Source organism: Luteitalea sp. TBR-22 (genome assembly GCF_016865485.1).
Classification (GTDB): Bacteria; Acidobacteriota; Vicinamibacteria; order Vicinamibacterales; family Vicinamibacteraceae; genus Luteitalea.
Map to the genome: position 1 here is coordinate 5,911,795 of NZ_AP024452.1, position 21,519 is coordinate 5,933,313.

Sequence of the window (21,519 nt, forward strand, 5' to 3'; positions counted from 1 at the left end):
CTGGTTGCCTCATGAGTTCAGTGCTGTTCATCAGCGTCCTCTGGCTCCGCCAGCGCTTCCGCCACGGTTTCCCCGTCGGGGACCTGTGGCATCGACGCGAAGGTCACGCCCGCCTTGCGCGGGCGGACGTACACGCGGTTGTCGAACCGCAAATCCACCGATTCCACCTGCTGGACCATGCGGGCGAGCCGCTCCTGCATGTCCAGGTAGCCCTGCACGCGCTCGGCGAACCGCTCGTGCCCGACCTGCAGCTGTGCGGCATCGCCCGAGAGCATGACGACGACGTTGCGCGGGTTGCGGACGTCGATCTGCGACACCCGCCCGAGCAGGCTGGCGTCGCGCAGCGACACGAGCACCGACGAGACCAGCGCCACGCGCGCCTCGTCGGGCGGGGTCTGGGGCGCCGCCGCCGGATCGATCAGGCCGTCGACGATCGGCAGGTCCAGCCGCCCGTAACGGGGCCCGAACTCGTCGACCACCGCGCCCTGCTCGTCGATCAACAGCAGCAGGTCGCCGGCCCGCGCCACCGCCATCGGCAGGCGCTCGGTGATGCGCACCTCGATGGTCGACGGCAGCGCCCGGCGCAGGCTCGCCTCGCGCACCCACGGCGAGGCCAGCAGCTTCTGGCGCCACGGCTCGAGGCTGGTCCTGACGATGTTGCGCCCCACCAGTCCGTCGAGCAGGCCCTGCACCTCGCCCTGCGACAGGCGCGACACGCCGATCACGTGCAGTCGCTGCACGGCGAACGCCTCGCTGCTGGTCATCACGTCCTGCACGTACCAGCCCGACCCGACCAGCGCGACGGCCAGCGTGGCGATGCGCGCGACGGTCCAGGCACGGGCGCGCCAGGCCTGCGCGCCGCGGGCGCCGCCGTCACGGGCACGCAGCAACCGCGGGTCGCGGGTCGCGGTCCCGGGCACCCGGCGGGTGCCGCGTACGGGCGTGCGCGGCGGCATCAGGCGCCTCCCCCGAGCGCGTCCAGCAGGCGCGGTCCGAGGCTGCCGACCGATCCGGCGCCCAGCGTCACCACCAGGTCGCCGGGCCGGGCCAGTGCCGCCACGGTGTCGGGCGCGACGTCCAGGCCGTCGATCAGCGTGACGGGCATGGCGTGGCGGGCCGTGATGCGCTCGGCGAGGGCGGCCGAGGAGATGCCCGGCAGCGGATCCTCGCTCGCGGCGTAGATCGGCAGCAGGCAGACCTGGTCGGCGCGCGCGAGCACGTCGGCGAACTCGTCCATCAGACCGGCGGTGCGCGTGTAGCGGTGCGGCTGGAACAGCAGCACCAGCCGTCGGCTCCAGGCCTCGCGGCACGCGGCGACTACGGCGGCGATCTCGGTCGGGTGATGACCGTAGTCGTCCACCACCAGGACGCCGGCGCGCTCGCCGACCACCTGCAGCCGCCGCTCGGCGCCACGGAACTCCGCCAGGCCGGCGACGATGCGGTCGAAGGGCACGTCGAGCTCGAGCCCGACGCCGACCGCCGCCAACGCGTTGCGGAGGTTGTGCCGGCCGGGCACGTGGATCGTCAGGCGCCCGAGGCACTCGTGCGCCTGGCCGGCGTCGCCGCGGGAGGGACGGCGCCACACGGTGCACGACGACTGCCCGTTGCCGCTCTCGATGTCGCGCGCCACCAGCGTCGCGTCCTGGTGGTCGGTGGCGTAGGTCACCACCGTGCGCGTCATGCGGGGGAGCAGGCCGGCCAGCACGGGATCGTCGGCGCACACGACCACCGCGCCGTCGAAGGGCACCTTGTTGGCGAACTCGACGAACGCGTCGAGCGCCCGCTCGAAGGTGCCGTAGTGATCGAGGTGCTCGCGATCGACGTTGGTGATCACGCTGATCACCGGCGAGAGCTTCAGGAACGAGCCGTCGCTCTCGTCGGCCTCGGCGACGATCACGTCGCCCTGCCCCAGGCGCGCGTTGCTGCCGAAGGCGCTGAGCCGGCCGCCGATGACCGCGGTCGGGTCGAGCCCGGCGCGCTCGAGCATGAGCGCCACCATCGACGTGGTCGTCGTCTTGCCGTGCGCGCCGCCGATGGCGATGCCGATGCGGCGCAGGCGCATCAGTTCGGCGAGCATCTCGGCCCGCGCGATGACCGGCACGCCGCGGCGCCGTGCCTCGACGATCTCGGGGTTGTCCTGCCGGGCCGCCGACGTGACGACCACCACGTGGGCGTCGCCGACGTGCGCGGCGTCGTGTCCCTCGTGCACTCGCACGCCCATCGACGCGAGCCGTCGCGTGATGTCGGTGGACCGCGCGTCCGATCCGCTGACCACGTACCCGAGGTTGACCAGCAGCTCGGCGATGCCGCTCATGCCGATGCCGCCGATCCCGACGAAGTGCACGTGCCTGGGGCCCGACATGTCAGCGCCCCTCCTGCATGAGCGACTCGGCCTTCGCCGCGATCACGTCGGCCGCGTCGGGCCGCGCCAGTCCGCGGGCCCGCGTCGCCATCGCCTGCCGCCGCTCGTCGTCGAGCAGCAGCCCGCGGATCTCCTGGGCGAGCCGTTCGCCGGTGAGCCCGACCTCGTCGAGCATCACGGCGGCGCCGGCTGCCTCGAGCGTCCGCGCGTTGGCCCGCTGGTGATCGTCGGTGGCCTGCGGGAACGGGATGAGGATCCCGACCCGCCCGGCCGCCGTGAGCTCGGCGAGCGTGGTGGCGCCGGCCCGGCACACCACGACGTCGGCGGCGGCCATCTGCTGTGGCATGTCGCTGATGAACGGCCGCACGTCGGCGGTCAGGCCGGCAGCCGCGTACCCGGCCTTCACCGCCTCGAGGTCGCGCTCTCCCGTCTGGTGCACGATGCTGCAACCCTGCTCCGCCAGTTCACGAACGTGCGCCGCTGCCGCCACCATCGCCTGATTGATCGCGTTTGCACCCTGGGAACCTCCGAAGACGAGCACCCTCCGTTCAACCGCCGTGGCCGGCCGCGGCCCGATCGCGAGGAACGCCTCGCGCACGGGGTTGCCGGACACGAACCCGTGGCCGTGGAAGAACCGCAGTGACGACTCGTAGGTGACGCCGGCGGCGTCCACCAGACGGGCCAGCCACCGGTTGGTGAGGCCCGGAGTCGCGTTCTGCTCGAGCAGGAGCGTCGGGATGCCGCGCGCCGCGGCGAGGGCCACCACGGGACCGGAGCTGTAGCCGCCGACGCCGATCACCAGATCCGGGCGACGCCGCGAGATGACCTGCCAGGCGTCCAGCGCGCTGAGCGGCAGCACGCCCACGCCGCGGGCGACGGCCCCGGCGCTCTTGCCCTTCAGGCCCGCGCTCCGGATCACGTCCAGGTCGAACCCCTCCTGCGGGACGATGCGTGCCTCGATGCCGCGCGCCGTGCCGACGAAGGTCACGACCGTGCGCGGGTCGCGCCGGCGCAGCGCATGCGCCACGGCGATGCCCGGGTACAGGTGTCCCCCGGTGCCGCCGCCGGCGATCACCACGTGGCGGGGCCGCGTGCCCGGGGTCTGCATCTGGGGCGCCTCAGGCATCGATCGAGGCGTGCTGGGACACGTTGAGCAGGATGCCGAGGCCGATCAGGTTGACCAGCATCGACGACCCGCCGGAACTGACGAACGGGAGCGGCAGGCCCTTGGTCGGCAGCAGCCCCAGCACCACGCTGATGTTGATCAGCCCCTGGACGGCCATCATCGTGGTGAGTCCCACGGCGAGGAACGTGCCGAAGCGGTCCTGGGCGTTGGCGGCGATGCGCAGGCCGCGCCAGCCGATGACGAGCAGCGCCAACAGGATGGCGAGCGAACCGACCATCCCCAGCTCCTCGCTGATGACCGCGTAGATGAAGTCGGTGTGCGGCTCGGGCAGGAAGCGGACCTTCTGCAGGCCCTCCATGAGGCCTCGCCCGGTATAGCCGCCCGTGCCGACGGCGATCAGCGACTGGATGATCTGGAAGCCGCTGCCGAGCGGGTCGGCCCACGGGTCGAGGAACGCCATGACGCGCGCGCGACGGAACGGCACCATCCAGACCAGCACGTACAGGGCGGGCGCGACGATCATCGCCACGCCGCCCATGTACTGGAGGCTGAGGCCGGCGGCAAACAGCATCGAGAACGCGATCAGCGCGATCGACACCGTGGTACCGAGGTCCGGCTGGTAGAGGATCAGCGCCGCCATGGTGGCCAGCACCGTGCCGACGGGCACGAGGACGCTGCGCACGTCGTTGATCCGCTCCATGCGCTCGCTGAGCAGGCGCGCCACGAAGAGGATGACCGCCAGCTTGGCGAACTCGGAGGGCTGGATGCCGACGCTGCCGAACCCGAGCCACCGGACCGCCCCCTTGACGTTGTGCCCGGCGCCGGCGAGCTTCAGCACGGCGAGCAGGAACAGCGCGGCGAACACGCCGCCCATGGCGGTGTTGATCACGGTGGGGTGCTGCCACGAGTGATAGGGCACCCGCATCACGATGACCATCAGGAACGCCCCGAGCGCCACCCACGTCGCCTGCCGGGCGATCAGCTGCATCGAGATCGACGTGGCGTCCATGGCCTTGCCCGCCAGCGCCGAATACACCATCACCACGCTCACGCACACGAGGAAGAAGGCGGCCCCGAAGAGCCACTTGTCCGACTTCAGCTTGCGAGCCATGACACCCTCCCCCTAAAGGCGCAGCACGCTGCGCCCGAAACGATGGGGTGCGGAACGAATGGTGAGCGGTCAGCAGTCATCAGCAGGCGTACGGGCCGGGACACAGACCTCGCAAGACGGGGCATCCTGCGTTCCCAGCGGCCAGCTCCCGACCGCGTCACGCCGGCTGATGACTGCTCACCACTCACCCGTTCCGCACCTCCTGGCCGCCGCGCGCCGCCGCGAGGCGGGCGACGATGGCCTTGAATGCGCGACCACGATCGGCGTAGTCGCGGAACATGTCGAAACTCGCGCAGGCCGGCGCCAGCAGCACCACGCCGCCCGACGCCCGCTGCGCCAGCGCCTGCGACACCGCGTCGTCGAGCGTCGACGCGCGGGTCACCGGCACCAGCGGCCCGAGGGCCTGCTCCACGAGCGGCGCCGCCTCGCCAATCGCCACGACGCTGCCCCCACGGGCCCGCAGGGGCGGGCCGAGGCGCGCGAAGTCGCCGCCCTTGTACACGCCACCGACGATCGCCGTCACCGGCACGTCGAACGCCTCGATCGCCATGGTGGCGGCCTCGACGTTGGTGGCCTTCGAGTCGTTGTAGAGCCGCGCGCCGTCGATGGTGGCCACGTACTCGAGCGCGTGCTCGAGGCCGGTGAACCCCTCGACGGCCCGTACCATGTCGTCGCCTGACACGCCGGCGAGATCGGCCATCGCGCAGGCCGCCATCACGTTGCCGAGCATGTGGCGCCCCGTGAGGCGCACCGCCGACACCGGCACCAGCGGCTCGGGGCTGCCGCGGACGCGGCGCCGCGCGATCACGTCGCCCTGCAGGCCGACGCCGTCCTCCTGCGACAGGTCGACGCCGAAGGCGACCAGACGCGCGCCGTGCCGCGCGGCGTGCGCGCGGATGCGCGCGTCGCTGGCCGGCACCACCGCCCAGTCCTCCGGCCCCTGGTTCTCGAACACCCGCGCCTTGGCCTGCTCGTAGGCCGCCTCGGTGCGATGCCGGTCAAGGTGGTCGGGCGAGAAGTTCAGCCACGCCGCGACGTGCGGGTGGTAGTGGACGATCGTCTCGAGCTGGAAGCTGCTCGTCTCGACGACGTGCCAGGTGTCGGGCGTCGAGGCGTCCACCTGCGCCGACAACGGCACGCCGATGTTGCCGCCGACGAGCACCTTCTGGCCCGAGGCCTCGATCATCCGGCCGACCAGCGTCGTCGTCGTGCTCTTGCCCTTGGAGCCGGTGATCGCGATCACCGGACCGGCGAGGAACGACGCCGCGAACTCGAGCTCGCCGATCACGGTCACCCCGCGGGCCCGCGCCGCCTCGAGGGGCGTCGCATCGGCCGGCACGCCGGGACTCACCACGACCAGCGCCGCGTCGACCGGCACGTCGGCGGGCATCGCGCCCAGCGCCAGCGACACGCCGAGCGCCTCGAGTTCGGCCCGCTCGGCAAGCGCGTCCTTGGCGTCGATCAGGGTGACGCGCCCGCCGCGCTGCACGACCAGGCGACTGGCCGCCAGGCCGCTGCGCCCGCCGCCCACCACCGCCACATGGCGCCCCGAGACGTCGTACGGCATCGTCGTCATCGGAGCTTGAGGGTGGTGAGGCTGAACAACGCGCAGACGATCGCGATGATCAGGAAACGGGTGATGACCTTCGGCTCGCTCCAGCCACTGAGCTCGAAGTGGTGGTGCAGCGGCGCCATCCGGAAGATGCGCTTGCCGCGCAGCTTGAACGAGCCGACCTGCAGGATGACCGACGCGGCCTCGAGCACGAACACGCCGCCGACGATGACCAGCAGCAGCTCCTGCTTGATGAGGATCGCCACCGTGCCGAGCGCGCCGCCCAGCGCCAGCGACCCTACGTCGCCCATGAAGATCTCGGCCGGGTACGAGTTGAACCAGAGGAAGCCCAGGCTGGCGCCGACCAGCGCGCCGCAGAACACCGTGAGCTCGGCGGCGGGCGCGAAGCGCACCAGCAACAGGTAGTCGGCGAGCACGCGGTGCCCGGTGACGTAGGCCAGCGCGGTGAACGTGGCCGCAGCGACCGCAAAACAGCTGATGGCGAGGCCGTCGAGGCCGTCGGTGAGGTTCACCGCGTTGGACGAGCCCACCAGGACCAGCACGGCAAACGGGATGTAGAGCAGCCCGAGGTCGGGGATCAGGTCCTTGAAGAACGGGAAGATCAGGCGCGTGTTGTACAGGCCCTTGTTGGCCAGCACGATCAACGTGATCCCGACCAGCAGCGCCACGACGAGCTGGCCGCCCGACTTGTAGCGGGGCAGCAGCCCGTGGTGGTTGCGGCGCGTGATCTTCAGGTAGTCGTCGGCGAACCCGATGCCGCCGAAGGCCAGCGTCGCGAGCACCGCGATCCAGATGTAGGCGTTGGTGAGGTCGGCCCACAGCAGCGTCGGGACGATCGACGCGGCCAGGATCAGCAGCCCGCCCATCGTCGGCGTGCCCGCCTTGGGCCGGTGGCTCTCGGGGCCCTCGTGGCGGATCACCTGGCCGATCTGGAACTCGCGCAGCTTGCGAATCAGCAGGCCGCCGAACGCCAGGCTGATCACCAGGGCCGTGATGCTGGCCGCCGCCGTGCGGAACGTGATGTACCGCGTGACGTTGAGGATCGAGAACGTCTCGTGGAACCGGAACAGGAGGTGGTACAGCATCAGCGACCGCCTCCCGCGAGGGCCTGGACCACGACTTCCATGCGGATGCCGCGTGACCCCTTCACCAGGACCGTGTCGCCCTCGCGCACGAGGGTGCGCGCGAGGTCGGCCGCAGCCGTGCTGTCGGCCACGTGGTGCACCACCGGCGCCCCGGCCGCGCGCGCGGCGTCGGCCAGCGCCCGCGCCGGCGCCCCGCCCACGGCAACGATGGCCGCGAGTCCGAGCTCGGCCGCCACCTGCCCGCAGGCCGCGTGGTAGCCCTCGGCGAAGTCGCCGAGTTCCAGCATCTCGCCGAGGACGGCGACGTGGCGGCCCGGCGTCGCCGCCAGCGTCCGGAGGGCCGTGGTCAGCGCGCTGGGGCTGGAGTTGTAGGCGTCGTCGATGACCACCCACCCGCCGGGCGCGCGCACGACCTCGCCGCGATGCGACGCCGGCGTGAGGTCGGCGATGCCGGCGACGATGTCGGCGGCCGGCAGGCCGGCGCCGAGCGCCACGGCCGCGCCAGCCGCGATGTTGGCCAGGTTGGCCGCGCCCATCAGCCGCGTCTCGATCGGATGGCGCTCGCCGCGCAGCGACAGCGTCGCCGCGCTGCCGTCGAAGCCGCGGGCCCGCACGTCGGTCACCGCCACGTCGGCGGGCACGTCGACGCCGAACGAGATCACCCGGCCCGGGAAGCCGGCCATGCGCGCCGACACCCGCGGGTCGCCGGCGTTGGCCACGAACACGTCCGACCCGCTGGCGCCCTCGAGGATCTCCTGCTTGGCGACCGCGATGTCCTCGACGCTGGTGAAGAAGCCGAGGTGCGCCTCGCCGACGTTGGTCCACACGCGGACTTGCGGCTCCGAGATCTCGACGAGGCGGCGGATCTCGCCGAAGCCGCTCATCCCGAGCTCCATCACCGCGAACTGCGGCGCGTCGTGGAGCTCGAAGAGCGACAGCGGCAGGCCGATGTGGTTGTTCAGGTTGCCGCGGTTGCGGAACGTGGTGAAGCGCCGCGACAGCAGCGTCGCCGTGATCTCCTTGGTGGTCGTCTTGCCGGCGCTGCCGGTGATCGCCACCACGGTGGAGCCGGCACGACGACGGATCACGCGCGCCGCGTCCTGCAGGCCGCGCAGCGTGTCGTCGACGACGATGGCCGGCACCGCGACGCCCTCGACCGCCGACGCGTCGCTCACCACCACGGCGGCTGCGCCCCTGGCAATTGCTTCCCCGACGAAGGCGTGGCCGTCGAAGCGCGGCCCCTTGATGGCGACGAACAGGTCGCCCGCCTTGACGGTCCGCGTGTCGATCGAGACGGTCGGCAGCGCCACGCCGGCGTCGCCGCGCAGCGCCCCGCCGAACGCCTGCGCCATCTCGCCCGTCGTCGGCGTGAAGGACTGCCCGCTCATCGCGCGCCCCCCCGCCGGCGGAGCGCCGCGCGCGCCACCTTGCCGTCCTCGAACGGCAGCACGCGATCGCCGATGGTCTGGGTGGACTCGTGTCCCTTGCCGGCGATCACCACCAGGTCGCCCGGCTTGGCCTCGAGGATGGCGCGCGTGATCGCCTCCTCCCGGTCGACGATCGCCCGCCAGGGCGTCGACTGCACCGCGGCCACCGCCTGACCTGCATGGCGAGCCGGCCGCTCGGGCTGCACCAGCCCACGCTTGATGTCGTCGATGATCGCCGCCGGATCCTCGGACCGCGGGTTGTCGGACGTGAGGATCACCAGGTCGCTGAGCCGCGCGGCGACCGCGCCCATCAGCGGCCGCTTGGTCCGATCCCGATCGCCGCCGCAGCCGAAGACGGTGACGATGCGCTGCGGCGCGAGCGCGCGTGCCGTCTCGAGCAGGTTCTTGAGCGCGTCGTCGGTGTGCGCGTAGTCGACGATGACGCTGACCTCGTCCTGGGCCGACGACACCAGTTCGAAGCGGCCGGGCACCGACGGCATGTCGGCCAGGCCCCGCTCGATGTCGGCGACCGGCAGGCCGAGCCCGACGCAGGCCGCCACGACGCCGAGCGCGTTGTAGGCATTGGGACGGCCCGGCAGACGGGTGCGCAGGCGCAACTCGCCCGCCGGGGTGCGCAGGGTTGCCTCGATACCCCCGAGCGTCAGCGCCAGCGCGGTCGGCATCACGTCGGCCTCGCGCGCCAGCGCGAAGGTCACCGGGCGCCGCACTGTGCCGAGGAGCGACTCGCCACGCGGGTCGTCGAGGTTGATGGCGGCCGGCGCCTCGGGCGGCAGCATCTCGAACAGGCGGCGCTTGGCCCGGAAGTACGCCTCCATGTCGCCGTGGTAGTCGAGATGATCGCGGGTGAGGTTGGTGAAGATCGCCGCGCCGAACCGCGTGAAGGCGACGCGCTCGAGGTCGAGCGCGTGCGACGAGACCTCCATCGCGCACGCCCGGCAGCCGGCGTCCACCATCTCGCGCAGCAGGCCCTGCAGGTCGGGCGCCTCTGGCGTCGTGCGCGCCGACGGCCGCTCCTCGGCGCCGATGCGCGTGCCGGTCGTGCCGATGCGGCCGGACGTCCAGCCGGCCGCCGTGAAGACGCCCTCGAGCAGGTACGTCGACGTCGTCTTGCCGTTGGTGCCGGTGACGCCCACCAGCAGCAGGTGGTCGCTCGGGTGCCGGTGATAGGTGGCCGCGCACGCCGCGAGCGCGGTGCGGCCCCGCTCGGCGACGACCCACGGCACGTCCACGGGCGCAGGCGCCGCCCTGTCGGCCACGATCGCGATCGCACCGCGCGCGATCGCCTGCGCCGCGTACTCGGTGCCGTCGCGCTGCGTGCCACGCAACGCCACGAACAGGGCGCCAGGCGCGACGGCGCGCGAGTCGTACGCGATGCCGGTCACGACCTGCGCGGCCGAGGCGCCCAGATCGGGCACCTGCAGCGGCGTCAGCCGCACGACGTCGGCCAGCAACGCCTCGAGGGTCCACGGCGCCATCAGGGCTGGACCTCCGTCACCGGCTCCGGCTCGGCCGGGTAACGGGCGAGCTCGAGCAGGCACACGCCGCCCTCGCCGACGGGCGTGCCGGCCGGCGCGCTCTGGCGCACCACGAAGTCACCGGTGCCCCGCAGGCGCGGCTCCCAGCCCAGGTCGATCAGCGTCCGCACCGCCGCTCGCGCGCTCTGCCCTGCGAGGTCGGGCAGCACGGAGCGGCCGGTCATGGTCACGCGCGACGCGTCTCGACCGTCGACGCCGGCCGGCTGCAGGTGCGGTCCTTCCTGGCTGCGGGCGATGAGCAGCGGCGGCTGACGGTTGATGGTCGGCGGGATGGCCAGGTGGCGCAGCGTGGCGTCGGCGATCCGCTGGAAGACCGGCGCGGCGACCGCGCCGCCGTAGATGCTGCCCTTCTTCGGCGCGTCGATGACCACGATCATCGCGACTGCCGGGTTGCGCGACGGGAAGAAGCCGGCCGTCGACGCCATGTACTCCATCAGATACCCGCGCCCATCCGGCCCGAGCTTGCGCGCCGTCCCGGTCTTGGCCGCGAGGGTATAGCCCTCGATCCGCGCCGCCTTCGCGGTGCCCTGCTCGACGACCGCCTCCATCATCGCGGTCAGCCTCGCCGAGGTGCGGGGGCTGATGGCGCGCCGCACGACCTCGCGGGTCGTCGCCGTGCGCACGCCGCCCTCGATCGTCGCGCGGATGATGCGCGGCTTGAGCAGCTCGCCGCCGTTGGCCACGGCGCTCATCGCCGCCGCCATCTGCAGCGGGGTCACGGCCACGGTGTAGCCGATCGCGATGCGCGCCAGGTCGTGCTCGCGCACGTCCTGCGGCCGCTTGGTGATGCCGGCGCTCTCGGCCGGGAAGTCGCGCGTCGCGCGGGTCCCGAAGCCGAAGCGCTTGACGTACCGCATCATCCGCTCGGTGCCGAGGCGCTGGACCGCGACGCGGGCGGTGCCGCAGTTGCTGGACTTGGCGAAGACGGTCTCGAACGGCACGACGCCGACCTGGTGCACGTCGGTGATCGCCTTCGCGCTGCCGAACCGGCACGGCATCGTCGCGTCGACGATGTCGGTGGGCGAGATGACGCCTTCCTCGAGCGCGGCAGCCGCGGTGATCGTCTTGAAGGTGGAGCCGGGCTCGTAGATCGACTCGACGGCGCGATTGACGCGGTTGCGCCGGTCCACCTTGCTGGAGTCGTTCGGGTTGAAGTTCGGCTCGCTCACGAGCGCGAGGATCTCGCCCGTGTTCGGGTCCATCATCACCACGGTGCCGCCCTCGGCGCCGTGCGCCTCGACGGCGGCGCGCAGCTCGCGCTCCGCGATGAACTGCAACCGCGCGTCGATCGTCAGCTCGAGGCTCATGCCGGCGGTGGGCGCCTGCCGCACGACGGCCGAGAGCACGTTGTGCTGTGCGTCGTGCTGCACGATCAGCGTGCCGCCCGTCCCCGACACTGCCTTGTTGTGCACCAGCTCGAGGCCCCCGACGCCGTGGTTCTTCGCGTCGACGAAGCCGAGGAGCGAGGAGGCGAGCTCGCGGTTGGGGTAGTAGCGGCGGCTCTCCTTCATGAAGCCCACGCCATCGAGCTTGAGGGCCGCGATGCGCTGGGCCTCGGCCGGCGTGGCGCGACGACGGATGTACACGAAGGACTTCTTGCCCTCGAGGCGCTTCTCGATCGTCTCGCGCGTGTCGTCGCTGCAGGTCACCAGCTTTTCGCACACGGCCAGGGCGAGGCGCGCGGCCTGGCCGGCCTCGACCTCCGCCGTGTTGACCGTGAGGGTCCCGGTGCGACCACCCTTGCCGCGGTTGACCACCAGACCGGGCTCGCCCAGCGAGGCGATGCCGTCGGCTTCGGCCTCCGAGAGGGTGCCGAGCACGAGGGCCTTGTCGCGCCGGGCGTCGAGTCGCTGCGTCAGCGACGCGCGTTCCTCGGCGTCGCAGTCGTCGAGGGCCGCGCAGAGCTTCGCGGCGAGCGCCGCCGGGTCGTCGACGTCGCTCGGGACGGCGTAGATCATGTCGCCGTCGACGCTGTAGGCCAGGAGACGTCCGTAGCGGTCGAGGATGCGGCCGCGCCGCGGGTTCAGCTCGATCGTCTGGCTCTGCTGGCTTTCGGCCCGCGCGACCAGCGCCTTGTGCTGGTACACCTGCAGGTACGCGAGGCGGGCGACGATTGCCAGGGCCCAGAAGAGCATCAACGCGCCGGCGAACGCCAGGCGCGGACGCACGGTCAGGCGCCAGTCGATCTGCGCAGGCTGGCCCGCCTCCGCCTCGTCGGCGCGGACGGCGGCGCGCACCAGGCGCGGGTTGTTGAGGGCCGCGCTGGCCTCGGCGATGTCGCGGGAACGGAGGGTCACCGCTGGGCCACCACGGCGCTGGCCGGCGGCGGCGTCGCCACCACCCGCTCGATCACGGCGGACGTCTCGCGGGTCGGCGCCTTCATCTGCAGCTGGCGCGTCGCGATGGCCTCGATGCGGGACGGCCGCTCGAGGGAGACCTTCTCGAGGGTGAGGTGACGCTGCTTCTCGAGCAGCGTCGCGCGCTCGCGGGACAGGTCGACCAGTTGCCGCGAGAGCTGCCGCGCGTCGAGGTGCTGCCACGCCGCGAACAGGACCGCAGCCAGCACGCAGGCACCGCCGACCACCGTGCGGGCCAGGTCGCGCTGCCGCGCGTGGTCCACCTCGCGGACGATCGTGTGGTTCTGTACCTGCTTGCGGAGAACGAAGTCGTTGTCCACGTCAGGCCAGCCTTTCGGCGACGCGCAGCTTGGCGCTCCGGGCGCGCGGGTTGCGGGCGATTTCGTCCTCGGTGGCCTCGATCGGCCGCCGGGTGACGAGCGAGACGAGCGGGTCCGGCGCCTGCGCCAGTGCCCGGAACGTGTGCTTGACGATCCGGTCCTCGAGCGAGTGGAAGGCGATGATCGCCAGGCGCGCGCCCGCAGCCAGCCGGGCCACGGCCTGCCGGATGAAGACATCCAGCCCCTCGAGCTCGCGGTTGACCCAGATACGCAGGGCCTGGAAGGTCCGCGTCGCCGGATCGATCCGCTGCCAGCCCCTGGTCGGCACGGCGCGACGGACGATGGCCGCCAGCTGTCCCGTGGTCTCGAGGGGACCGAGCTCGCGGGCCCGGACGATGGCGCGGGCGATGCGGCGCGAGAAGCGCTCCTCGCCGTACTGGTAGATCACGTCGGCCAGCGCCGTTTCCTCGACCGTCTGGAGGAGCGTGGCCGCGGTGGGGCCGCTGTCGCGGTCCATCCGCATGTCCAGCGGCGCATCGGCCCGGAAGCTGAACCCGCGCTCCGCGTCGTCCAACTGCATGGACGAGACGCCGAGATCGGCCAGGATGCCGCCGTCGACGTGTGTCAGACCCCGGGCGTCGAGCACGTCCCCGAGTCTGCGATAGTCGGCGTGGACCATCTCGACGCGGTCGAGGCAGCCCTCGAGGGCGGCCGAGGCCAGGGGAAAGGCCGTGCGATCGCGATCGAAGGCGAGCACCCGCGAGGCGCCGGCGTCGAGCAGGGCGCGCGTATGCCCGCCCGCACCCAGGGTGCAGTCGACGAACAGGCCCCCGCGTGCGGGTGCCAGGTGCCTGATGACCTCCGCGACGAGTACCGGGGCGTGCATGACGCGGTCAGATCCCCAAGGCGGCGAGGTCGGCGAGGTGGGCGTCATTGAGCCCGTCGGACAGGACCCTGGACCTGATGCGGTCGCTGTTCCAGATGTCGAGGCAGGTCTGCATGCCCAGGACGTCGACATCGGCAGACGCCCCGGCGGCTTCGCGGAGGGGGGGAGGGAGGACCACTCGTCCCTGGGCGTCGAATTCGGCCATCTGGCCCCAGTAGGAAGTGGTCATTTCGAAGGATTTGCGGGCCGGATGGAGTTGTGGCAGCGACCGGAGCTTCTCCTCGATCGCTTCCCAGACCTTCAGGGGGTACAGGCGGACGAATTCCCCAGTGGGAGACAGGCTGGTCAGGTAGAGCTCCGGCCCGTACTCCTGCTCGATGTGCGCGCGGAACGCGCTGGGCACCTTGAGGCGCCCCTTGTCATCAATCCTTGTTGAAATGCGGCCGCGGAGCACCACAGCTCTCCACTTTCGTCCACTTTGGTCCACGGCGAGAATAGGCATCGCCGAAACGGGTGTCAACGGAAAGTTCTGAGCCCGAAGGACTTCGCCTTCGCTTCGCCAGAAGGCCGCATGTTAGGATGCTCGACGCTTGGCCCCGACGGTGCTTGTCTGCGAGGCGCAGGTGCCCTTCGTCCGCGGGGGGGCCGAGGCGCTGGTGCGTGAGCTGGTCACCCAGCTCGAGCGACACGGCTGCCTCGTCGAGCGCGTCAGCGTGCCGTTCAAGTGGTACCCGAAGCAGGAGTTGATGGCGCACGCGGCCGCCTGGCGGCTGTTGGACCTGAGCGAGAGCTGCGGCCGGCCCATCGACCTGGTCATCCCCACCAAGTTCCCCACCTACTGCGTCCGCCACCCCCACAAGGTGACCTGGCTGATGCACCAGTACCGCGCGGCCTACGACCTCTGCGGCACCGAGTACGCCGATTTCGACCACCGCGAAGAGGACACCGCGGTCCGGGAGCGTATTCGCGCCCTCGACCGGGAGATGCTGGGCGAATGCGCGGCGGTCTACACCATCTCGCGCACGACCTCTGACCGGCTCACCCGCTTCAACGGGGTGCCGTCGACGCCCCTGTACCACCCCTCACCGCTGGCCCCGAAGTTGCGCTCGGGCCCTTATGGCGACTATTTCCTTTCGGTCGGGCGCCTCGAGACCGTCAAGCGCGTCGACCTGGCCATCGAGGCCATGGCGCACGTGCCGCCGCCGATGCGGCTCCTGATCGCGGGGGAAGGCACGTTCCGTCACGGCCTGGAGACCCGAATCGAGCAGCTGGGCCTGCAGGATCGCGTCGCCCTCCTCGGGGCGGTTGACGAGAGGACGTTGATCGACCTGTATGCGGGGGCGCGGGGGGTGGTCTTCGCCCCGTTCGACGAGGATTACGGGTACGTGACGCTGGAAGCCTTCGAGGCGCGCAAGCCGGTGGTGACGGCCACCGACAGCGGTGGCGTCCTCGAGTTCGTCGATCACGGCGTCAACGGCCTCGTGTGCCCTCCGGAGGCGGCGTCGGTCGGCGCCTGCCTCGCCGAGCTTGCCCAACACCCCGGCCGGGCTGCTGCGCTCGGGGAGGCGGGGTACGATAGCACCCGCGCGATCTCCTGGGACGGAGTCGTCGCCGCGCTCACCGCCGGCCTGGCGCGACGCGAGGAACCGCCCGTCGCCTGACCACTCGTGGCCGCCCCGGACAGCGTCTCCATCCTCATCCCCGCCTTCAACGAGGGGCCCGTCGTCGGGGACGTGATCCGCGCGCTGCGCGCGGCCGCGCCCTGGCGCGAGGTCCTGCTCATCGACGATGGGTCGACCGACGGCACGGGGGCGGCCGCGGCGGAAGCCGGAGCGACGGTGCTTCGGCACCCGTACAACAAGGGCAACGGTGCCGCCGTGAAGACCGGCGTGCGGGCGGCCAGCGGCGAGTACGTGCTGGTAATCGATGGCGACGGCCAGCACAAGCCCGAGGACGCGCAGGCGATCGTCGGCTACCTGGGGGAGTACGACCTGGTGGTCGGCGCGCGGGCCATGCACACGCAGGCGACCGGCGTGCGGCGGGCAGGCAACTCGCTGCTGAACGCGTTTGCGGCGTACATGACCGGGCGCGAGATCCCCGACCTCACGTCGGGGTTCCGGGGGGCACGCCGCTCGGTGCTGCGCGAGTTCCTGCACCTGATCCCGAACGGCTTCTCGACGCCGACGACCACGACGCTGGCCTGCATCAAGGCCGGCTACAACGTCCGCTTCCACCCGATCGAGGCGCGGCAGCGGACGGGCACCTCCAAGATCCGGCTGGCGCGCGACGGCACGAAGTTCCTGTTGATCATCCTGAAGATCGTCACGATCTACAGTCCCATGCGGATCTTCCTGCCGGTCAGCGCCGGCGCCTTCCTGCTCGGCGTGCTCTACGGCGCGTGGACGGTGGCCGCCTCCGGACGCATCGCCAACGGGTCGGTCCTGCTGTTGATGTTCTCGGTGCTGGTGTTCCTGGTCGGACTGGTCTCCGAACAGATCTCGGCGCTCCGCTTCGAGGGGCGCGGATGAGCACGTTGCCTCGCGTGCTCGTCGTCACGCCGACCTACAACGAGCGCGACAACCTGCCGATCCTCGTCCGCGAGGTGCTGGCGGTGGGGGATCACGTCTCCATCCTCGTGGTGGACGACGCGTCGCCCGACGGCACGGGACGGATCGCCGACGACCTGGCCGCGGAGTTCCCCGGGCGCGTCCACGTGATGCACCGGACGGGCAAGCGCGGGCTCGGCCGCTCCTACGTCGATGCGCTGTCGCAGGCGGTCACGATGGAGGTCGACCTGATCTGCCAGATGGACGCCGACTTCTCGCACGACCCGAAGTACCTGCCGGACCTGGTGGCGGCCATCGAGGCGGGACCGCACGACCTGGTGATCGGATCGCGCTACCTGTACGGCGTCAGCGTGGTGAACTGGCCCCTGAGCCGGCTGATCCTCAGTACCTTCGCCAATCGCTACGTGCGGGCGATCACGGCCCTGCCGGCGTGCGACTGCACCAGTGGCTACCGGTGCTGGCGGCGCGAGGCGCTGGCCCGGCTGCCGCTGCGGGCCTTCGTGTCCGACGGCTACGCGTTCCTCGTCGAGATGCTCTACCAGGCGATGGGGACGGGGGCACGAATCGGCGAGGTGCCGATCATCTACGTCGAGCGGCGCGAGGGGCAGTCGAAGATGTCGCGCGGCGTCATCCTGGAGTCGGTGTTCGTGCCCTGGCGGCTGGTCCTGCGTCACCCGTCGTGGCGCGGGCGGCGTGGCTGAGGTGTGCTAGTGTTGCCTGTTCGGGTATGCCTGAGACCCCTGCCAGAACACCTGCCGGCCTGAGCATCTTCTTCCCGGCCTACAACGACAGCGGCACCATCGCCAGCATGGTGGTGTCGGCGTTGCTGGCGGCGCGCGCGCTCACGCCGGACCACGAGGTGATCGTCGTCAACGACGGCAGCAAGGACGGCACGCCCCAGATCCTCGACGAGCTGGCGCGGATGTACCCGCAGGTGCGCATCGTCCACCACCCGAAGAACCGGGGCTACGGCGGCGCCCTGCGCAGCGGGTTCGAGGCGGCCACCAAGGAGTTCGTCTTCTACACCGACGGCGACGCGCAGTACGACCCGTCGGAGGTCGCCCTGTTGTGGGAGCGGATGGGGCCGGGCGTGGACCTGGTGAACGGCTACAAGATCGCGCGATCGGACCCCTTCCACCGCATCGTGATCGGCCGGCTCTACCATCACACGGTCAAGACGCTGTTCGGCCTGGGCGTGCGCGACGTCGACTGCGACTTCCGGCTGATGCGCCGCTCCATCTTCGACACCGTGACGCTGACCAAGGACAGCGGCGTCATCTGCCTCGAGATGATGAAGAAGATCACCGACGGCGGCTTCCGGATCGCGGAGGTGCCCGTGCACCACTACCACCGCGCCTACGGCAAGTCGCAGTTCTTCAACTTCCGCCGCATCTTCCGCACCGGCCTCGACGTGCTGCGGCTCTGGCACGACCTGGTCATCAAGAAGGTGCACCGGGCGGCTCCGCAGGCGCGGGCATGACCGACTATCAGGCGTCGTACCGCGGCCGCCGCGTGATGATCACCGGCGGGCTCGGCTTCATCGGCAGCAACCTGGCGCGCGCCCTCGTCGACCTCGGCGCCGACGTGCTGCTGGTCGACTCGCTGATTCCCGACTACGGCGGTTCGCTCGAGAACATCCGCGGCATCGAGGATCGCGTCCGCGTCAACGTCGCCGACATCCGGCAGCAGACGACGATGAACTACCTCGTGCAGGGGCGCGAGGTGATCTTCAACCTGGCCGGGCAGGTCAGCCACATCGACTCGATGCGGGATCCGTACACGGATCTCGAGATCAACTGCCGCAGCCAGATGACCGTGCTCGAGGCCTGCCGCCGCAACAACCCCGGCGTCAAGGTCGTGTTCGCGGGCACGCGCCAGATCTACGGCAAGCCCGACTACCTCCCGGTCGACGAGAACCACCTGGTGCGCCCGACCGACGTCAACGGCATCAACAAGGCCGCCGGCGAGCAGTACCACCTGGTCTACAACAACGTGTTCGGCGTCCGCGCCTGCTCGCTGCGCCTGACCAACATCTACGGTCCGCGCCAGCTGGTGAAGCACAACCGCCAGGGCTTCATCGGCTGGTTCATCCGCCGCATCGTCGAGGACCAGGAAATCGAGATCTTCGGCGACGGCATGCAGATGCGCGACTTCGTGTACGTCGACGACGCGTGCGACGCCTTCCTGCGGGCCGGCGCGATGGACACCTGCAACGGCCAGGTGTTCAACGTCGGCGGGTCCGAGCCGATCAAGCACAAGGACCTGGTCGAGCTGATGATCGAGGTCGCCAATTCCGGGCGCCGCCGCTTCGTCGAGTGGCCCGCGGAGAAGAAGGCCATCGACATCGGCAGCTTCTACGCCGACTCGACCCGCTTCCGCACCACCACCGGCTGGACTCCGGCCGTCACGCTGCGCGAGGGCCTGACGCGCACGATCGCGTTCTATCGCGAGCACCTGCCCCGCTACCTCTGATGCACACGCCCGACGTCCGCGTCCCGTTCCTGTCGCTGCGCCCGGGCGAGGACGCCGACGCCCTGCGCGCCGCCGTCAACCGCGTCATCGACCGCGGCTGGTTCATCCTGGGCCCCGAGCTCGAGGCCTTCGAGGCGGAGTTCGCGGCAGCCTCCGGCGCGGCGCATGCGATCGGGGTCAACACCGGCACCGACGCCATCGCGCTGCTGCTGCGCGGTCTCGGCATCGGCCCCGGCGATGAGGTCATCACGGCACCGCTCTCGGCCGCCTACACCGCCCTGGCCGTGATGATGGCGGGCGCGCGACCGGTGTTTGCCGACATCGATCCCGAGCGCCACACGATCACGCCGGAGACGGTCGCGGCCGCAATCACGCCGCGCACCGCCGCCATCATGCCGGTGCACCTCTACGGGCAGCCCGCCGACATGCCGGCGATTGCCGCGCTCGCCTCCCGCCACGGGCTCGCGCTCGTCGAGGACGCCGCGCAGGCCCACCTGGCCACCTGCGGCGGGGCGCCCGTCGGCAGCTTCGGCAGCGGCGCGGCGTTCAGCTTCTACCCGACCAAGAACCTCGGCGCCCTCGGCGACGCGGGGGCGATCACCACCGGCGATGCCGCCCTGGCCGACCGCCTGAGGCGCCTGCGCAACGGCGGCCAGAAGACGACCTACCAGCACGACGAGTTCGGCGTGAACTCGCGCCTCGACGAGATGCAGGCCGCCATCCTGCGCGAACGGCTGCAGCGACTGCCCGGCTGGACCGCCCAGCGTCGGGCCATCGCGGCCCACTATCGGACCCGCCTGGCCGGCGGCCCGGTCCACGTACCGGCCGAGTTCGACGCCGGCCACGTCTATCACCTGTTCGTGGTGCGGACGACGCAGCGCGACGCCTTCCGCGCGCACATGCTGGCGCAGGGCGTCCAGACCCTGGTGCACTACCCCAAAGCGCTCACCGAGCAGCCCGCCATCCAGTCCGAGGCGCCTGCCGACTGCCCGGAGGCCGTCAGGGCGGCGGCGCAGGTGTGCTCGCTGCCGCTCTACCCGTCGCTGTCGCTGCACGACGCGGATCTGGTTGCCGACGCGGTGATGTCGTTCGCACCGGCCCTCTGAGCCGTCGGCCACCCAGCGGCGAGGTGGGACACCCCGCCCTATCTCTACACCGACGGCCGACTGCCGACGGCCGACTCCCGTCCTATACTTGGATCTCGCGCGCACACTGCCGTCTGCTCCTCGACCCCTCTGTCGCGCGCGTGTCAGGTGGTCCCCATGTCCCGACCGTTCCTGCTCGCTGCCGCCCTGCTCGGGATGTCGGCCGCGTCCGTCTCGGCCCAGTCCATCACCCTGACGCTGAGGGAGGGCCGGGTGACGTTGATCACCCAGAACGCCATGCCCGCCGCCATCCTGGCCGAGTGGGCCCGGCAGGGGCAGGTGCGGGTGGTCGACGGCGATCGCATCCCCGGTACCCCCCTGACACTCCGGCTCGAGAACGTCCCTGAGCGCGAGGCACTCGACATCGTCCTGCGGGGAGCCGCCGGCTACATCGCGGCGCCGCGCACCCAGGCGGCAGCCGCCAATCTGTCGAGGTTCGACCGATTGATCGTGATGGGCACCTCGCCCGGGGCCGGGATGGCCGCCAGGAACACCCCGGCGGCAACGCGCCAGGCGCCCGGCGTCGCGGTGCAGAACACGCCACCGGTGCAGGCCGACGAGGACGCGCAGGCCCAGCAGGCCCTGGTGCAGGAGGCGCAGGAGCCGCCGCAGGCGGCCGGGGTCGAACAGCCGGTGTCGTCCACCAACTTCGACTACGCGAATCCTCAGCGCTACTTCGCGGCACGGCAGGCCGAGCAGCAGGCGGCCGAGGCGGCCGCGCAGGCCGGCTCACAGCCGTCCGCGTCGCCGATGGGTAGCCTCGGCCAGACCACCAGCCGCCCCGGCGTGCTGCCGACGCCGACACAGCAGGGCACGCCGGGCGCGGCCGGCAACGGCAACGCGGTGCCAGCCAACCCGTACGGGCTTCCCGCCGGCCCCACGCCGGGCTCCTCGGCCACGCCGTCGACGCTCGAGCCGGACCGCGCCAAGTACATCAACCCCTATTCCCCCACGCCGCCACGGCCATGACAGGGCGCCGGCTCCATGGCCGGGCGCACCACAGGAACGCATGAGCGACTCGCTTCCCGTCCGGGTGAACGCCGACCTCGCGTCGGCACTCCGGGCCCGTGACCAGGAAACCCTCGACACCCTCCGCATGCTCAAGACCGCGCTCACCAACAAGCGCGTCGAGCTGACTCGCGACCTCGAGGATCGGGAGGCCCTGCAGGTCGTCACGACGCTGGTGAAGCAGCGAAAGGACAGCGCGAGCCAGTTCAGCGCCGCCGGACGCGAGGAACTCGCCGAGAAGGAGCGCCGCGAGGCCGCCATCCTCGAGCGGTACCTGCCCGCCGCGCTCGACGAGGCCGCCCTCTCGGCGCTGATCGAGGAGGCGGTGCGCGAGAGCGGCGCCGCCGGCCCGAAGGACATGGGCAAGGTCATGAAGGTGCTGATGCCCAGGCTGGCCGGGCAGGTCGTGGACGGCAAGGCCGTCAACGAGCAGGTCAAGGCCCGGCTGGCGTCGGCCTGAGGCAATCCTGCCCCACTCCGCGCGCGAACCATCACGTCGTTAAACTTTCTGCACCGAGGTTCGT

The 21,519-nt window shown here is 71.4% G+C and carries 20 protein-coding genes; 8 read left to right on the forward strand and 12 right to left on the reverse strand.

Features of this window, described 5'->3' with window-relative positions:
- Positions 1-17: 17 nt before the first annotated feature.
- From TBR22_RS24330 to TBR22_RS24385, 12 genes are all read right to left on the reverse strand, one after another.
- The gene (locus TBR22_RS24330; protein ID WP_239490434.1) at positions 18-956 is read right to left on the reverse strand and encodes a cell division protein FtsQ/DivIB; all 939 of its coding nucleotides are present in this window, start codon (positions 954-956) and stop codon (positions 18-20) included.
- Complete coding sequence (murC, locus tag TBR22_RS24335) at positions 956-2,362, reverse strand: UDP-N-acetylmuramate--L-alanine ligase (RefSeq protein WP_239490435.1); 1,407 nt, start codon at positions 2,360-2,362, stop codon at positions 956-958. The genes TBR22_RS24330 and murC overlap by 1 nt, the downstream gene beginning before the upstream one ends.
- A 1-nt stretch (position 2,363) precedes the next feature.
- The gene (gene murG, locus TBR22_RS24340) at positions 2,364-3,488 is read right to left on the reverse strand and encodes an undecaprenyldiphospho-muramoylpentapeptide beta-N-acetylglucosaminyltransferase (RefSeq protein WP_239490436.1); all 1,125 of its coding nucleotides are present in this window, start codon (positions 3,486-3,488) and stop codon (positions 2,364-2,366) included.
- Entirely contained in the window at positions 3,481-4,599 is a 1,119-nt protein-coding gene (gene ftsW / locus TBR22_RS24345; RefSeq protein ID WP_239490437.1) for a putative lipid II flippase FtsW, read from the reverse strand. The genes murG and ftsW overlap by 8 nt, the downstream gene beginning before the upstream one ends.
- 184 nt (positions 4,600-4,783) lie before the next feature.
- The gene (gene murD / locus TBR22_RS24350) at positions 4,784-6,175 is read right to left on the reverse strand and encodes a UDP-N-acetylmuramoyl-L-alanine--D-glutamate ligase (protein ID WP_239490438.1); all 1,392 of its coding nucleotides are present in this window, start codon (positions 6,173-6,175) and stop codon (positions 4,784-4,786) included.
- A complete protein-coding gene (mraY, locus tag TBR22_RS24355; RefSeq protein ID WP_239490439.1) occupies positions 6,172-7,257 on the reverse strand; it encodes a phospho-N-acetylmuramoyl-pentapeptide-transferase in 1,086 nt (361 codons plus the stop codon). Before mraY ends, murD begins: the two co-directional genes overlap by 4 nt.
- Positions 7,257-8,645: a UDP-N-acetylmuramoyl-tripeptide--D-alanyl-D-alanine ligase gene (gene murF, locus TBR22_RS24360; protein ID WP_239490440.1), complete on the reverse strand. Its 1,389-nt coding sequence runs from the start codon at positions 8,643-8,645 to the stop codon at positions 7,257-7,259. Before murF ends, mraY begins: the two co-directional genes overlap by 1 nt.
- Complete coding sequence (locus tag TBR22_RS24365) at positions 8,642-10,180, reverse strand: UDP-N-acetylmuramoyl-L-alanyl-D-glutamate--2,6-diaminopimelate ligase (protein ID WP_239490441.1); 1,539 nt, start codon at positions 10,178-10,180, stop codon at positions 8,642-8,644. Before TBR22_RS24365 ends, murF begins: the two co-directional genes overlap by 4 nt.
- Positions 10,180-12,537 carry a penicillin-binding protein gene (locus tag TBR22_RS24370; RefSeq protein ID WP_239490442.1) on the reverse strand — a complete coding sequence of 786 codons (2,358 nt, stop codon included), beginning with the start codon at positions 12,535-12,537 and terminating at the stop codon, positions 10,180-10,182. The genes TBR22_RS24365 and TBR22_RS24370 overlap by 1 nt, the downstream gene beginning before the upstream one ends.
- Positions 12,534-12,917, reverse strand: coding sequence for a cell division protein FtsL (ftsL, locus tag TBR22_RS24375; RefSeq protein WP_239490443.1), 384 nt, complete (start codon positions 12,915-12,917; stop codon positions 12,534-12,536). Before ftsL ends, TBR22_RS24370 begins: the two co-directional genes overlap by 4 nt.
- 1 nt (position 12,918) lies before the next feature.
- Positions 12,919-13,803 (reverse strand): 16S rRNA (cytosine(1402)-N(4))-methyltransferase RsmH, encoded by an 885-nt coding sequence (rsmH, locus tag TBR22_RS24380; RefSeq protein WP_239490444.1) that lies wholly within the window; start codon positions 13,801-13,803, stop codon positions 12,919-12,921.
- 7 nt (positions 13,804-13,810) lie between these two features.
- Positions 13,811-14,257: a division/cell wall cluster transcriptional repressor MraZ gene (locus tag TBR22_RS24385; RefSeq protein WP_239490445.1), complete on the reverse strand. Its 447-nt coding sequence runs from the start codon at positions 14,255-14,257 to the stop codon at positions 13,811-13,813.
- Between the two features lie 169 nt (positions 14,258-14,426).
- Here TBR22_RS24385 and TBR22_RS24390 point away from each other — a divergent pair, with 169 nt between their 5' ends.
- The 8 genes from TBR22_RS24390 to TBR22_RS24425 all read left to right on the forward strand — a co-directional run bounded on the left by TBR22_RS24390 (position 14,427) and on the right by TBR22_RS24425 (position 21,455).
- Positions 14,427-15,464: a glycosyltransferase family 4 protein gene (locus TBR22_RS24390; protein ID WP_239490446.1), complete on the forward strand. Its 1,038-nt coding sequence runs from the start codon at positions 14,427-14,429 to the stop codon at positions 15,462-15,464.
- 6 nt (positions 15,465-15,470) lie between these two features.
- Positions 15,471-16,331: a glycosyltransferase family 2 protein gene (locus TBR22_RS24395; protein WP_239490447.1), complete on the forward strand. Its 861-nt coding sequence runs from the start codon at positions 15,471-15,473 to the stop codon at positions 16,329-16,331.
- Complete coding sequence (locus TBR22_RS24400; protein ID WP_239490448.1) at positions 16,328-17,071, forward strand: polyprenol monophosphomannose synthase; 744 nt, start codon at positions 16,328-16,330, stop codon at positions 17,069-17,071. Before TBR22_RS24395 ends, TBR22_RS24400 begins: the two co-directional genes overlap by 4 nt.
- A 26-nt stretch (positions 17,072-17,097) precedes the next feature.
- Complete coding sequence (locus TBR22_RS24405; RefSeq protein WP_239490449.1) at positions 17,098-17,850, forward strand: glycosyltransferase family 2 protein; 753 nt, start codon at positions 17,098-17,100, stop codon at positions 17,848-17,850.
- Positions 17,847-18,842: an NAD(P)-dependent oxidoreductase gene (locus TBR22_RS24410; protein ID WP_239490450.1), complete on the forward strand. Its 996-nt coding sequence runs from the start codon at positions 17,847-17,849 to the stop codon at positions 18,840-18,842. Before TBR22_RS24405 ends, TBR22_RS24410 begins: the two co-directional genes overlap by 4 nt.
- Entirely contained in the window at positions 18,842-19,948 is a 1,107-nt protein-coding gene (locus TBR22_RS24415) for a DegT/DnrJ/EryC1/StrS aminotransferase family protein (RefSeq protein WP_239490451.1), read from the forward strand. The genes TBR22_RS24410 and TBR22_RS24415 overlap by 1 nt, the downstream gene beginning before the upstream one ends.
- 156 nt (positions 19,949-20,104) lie before the next feature.
- Positions 20,105-20,956: a hypothetical protein gene (locus tag TBR22_RS24420; RefSeq protein ID WP_239490452.1), complete on the forward strand. Its 852-nt coding sequence runs from the start codon at positions 20,105-20,107 to the stop codon at positions 20,954-20,956.
- A gap of 40 nt (positions 20,957-20,996) precedes the next feature.
- Positions 20,997-21,455, forward strand: a complete 459-nt coding sequence (locus TBR22_RS24425) for a GatB/YqeY domain-containing protein (protein WP_239490453.1) — start codon at positions 20,997-20,999, stop codon at positions 21,453-21,455.
- Positions 21,456-21,519 lie beyond the last annotated feature (64 nt).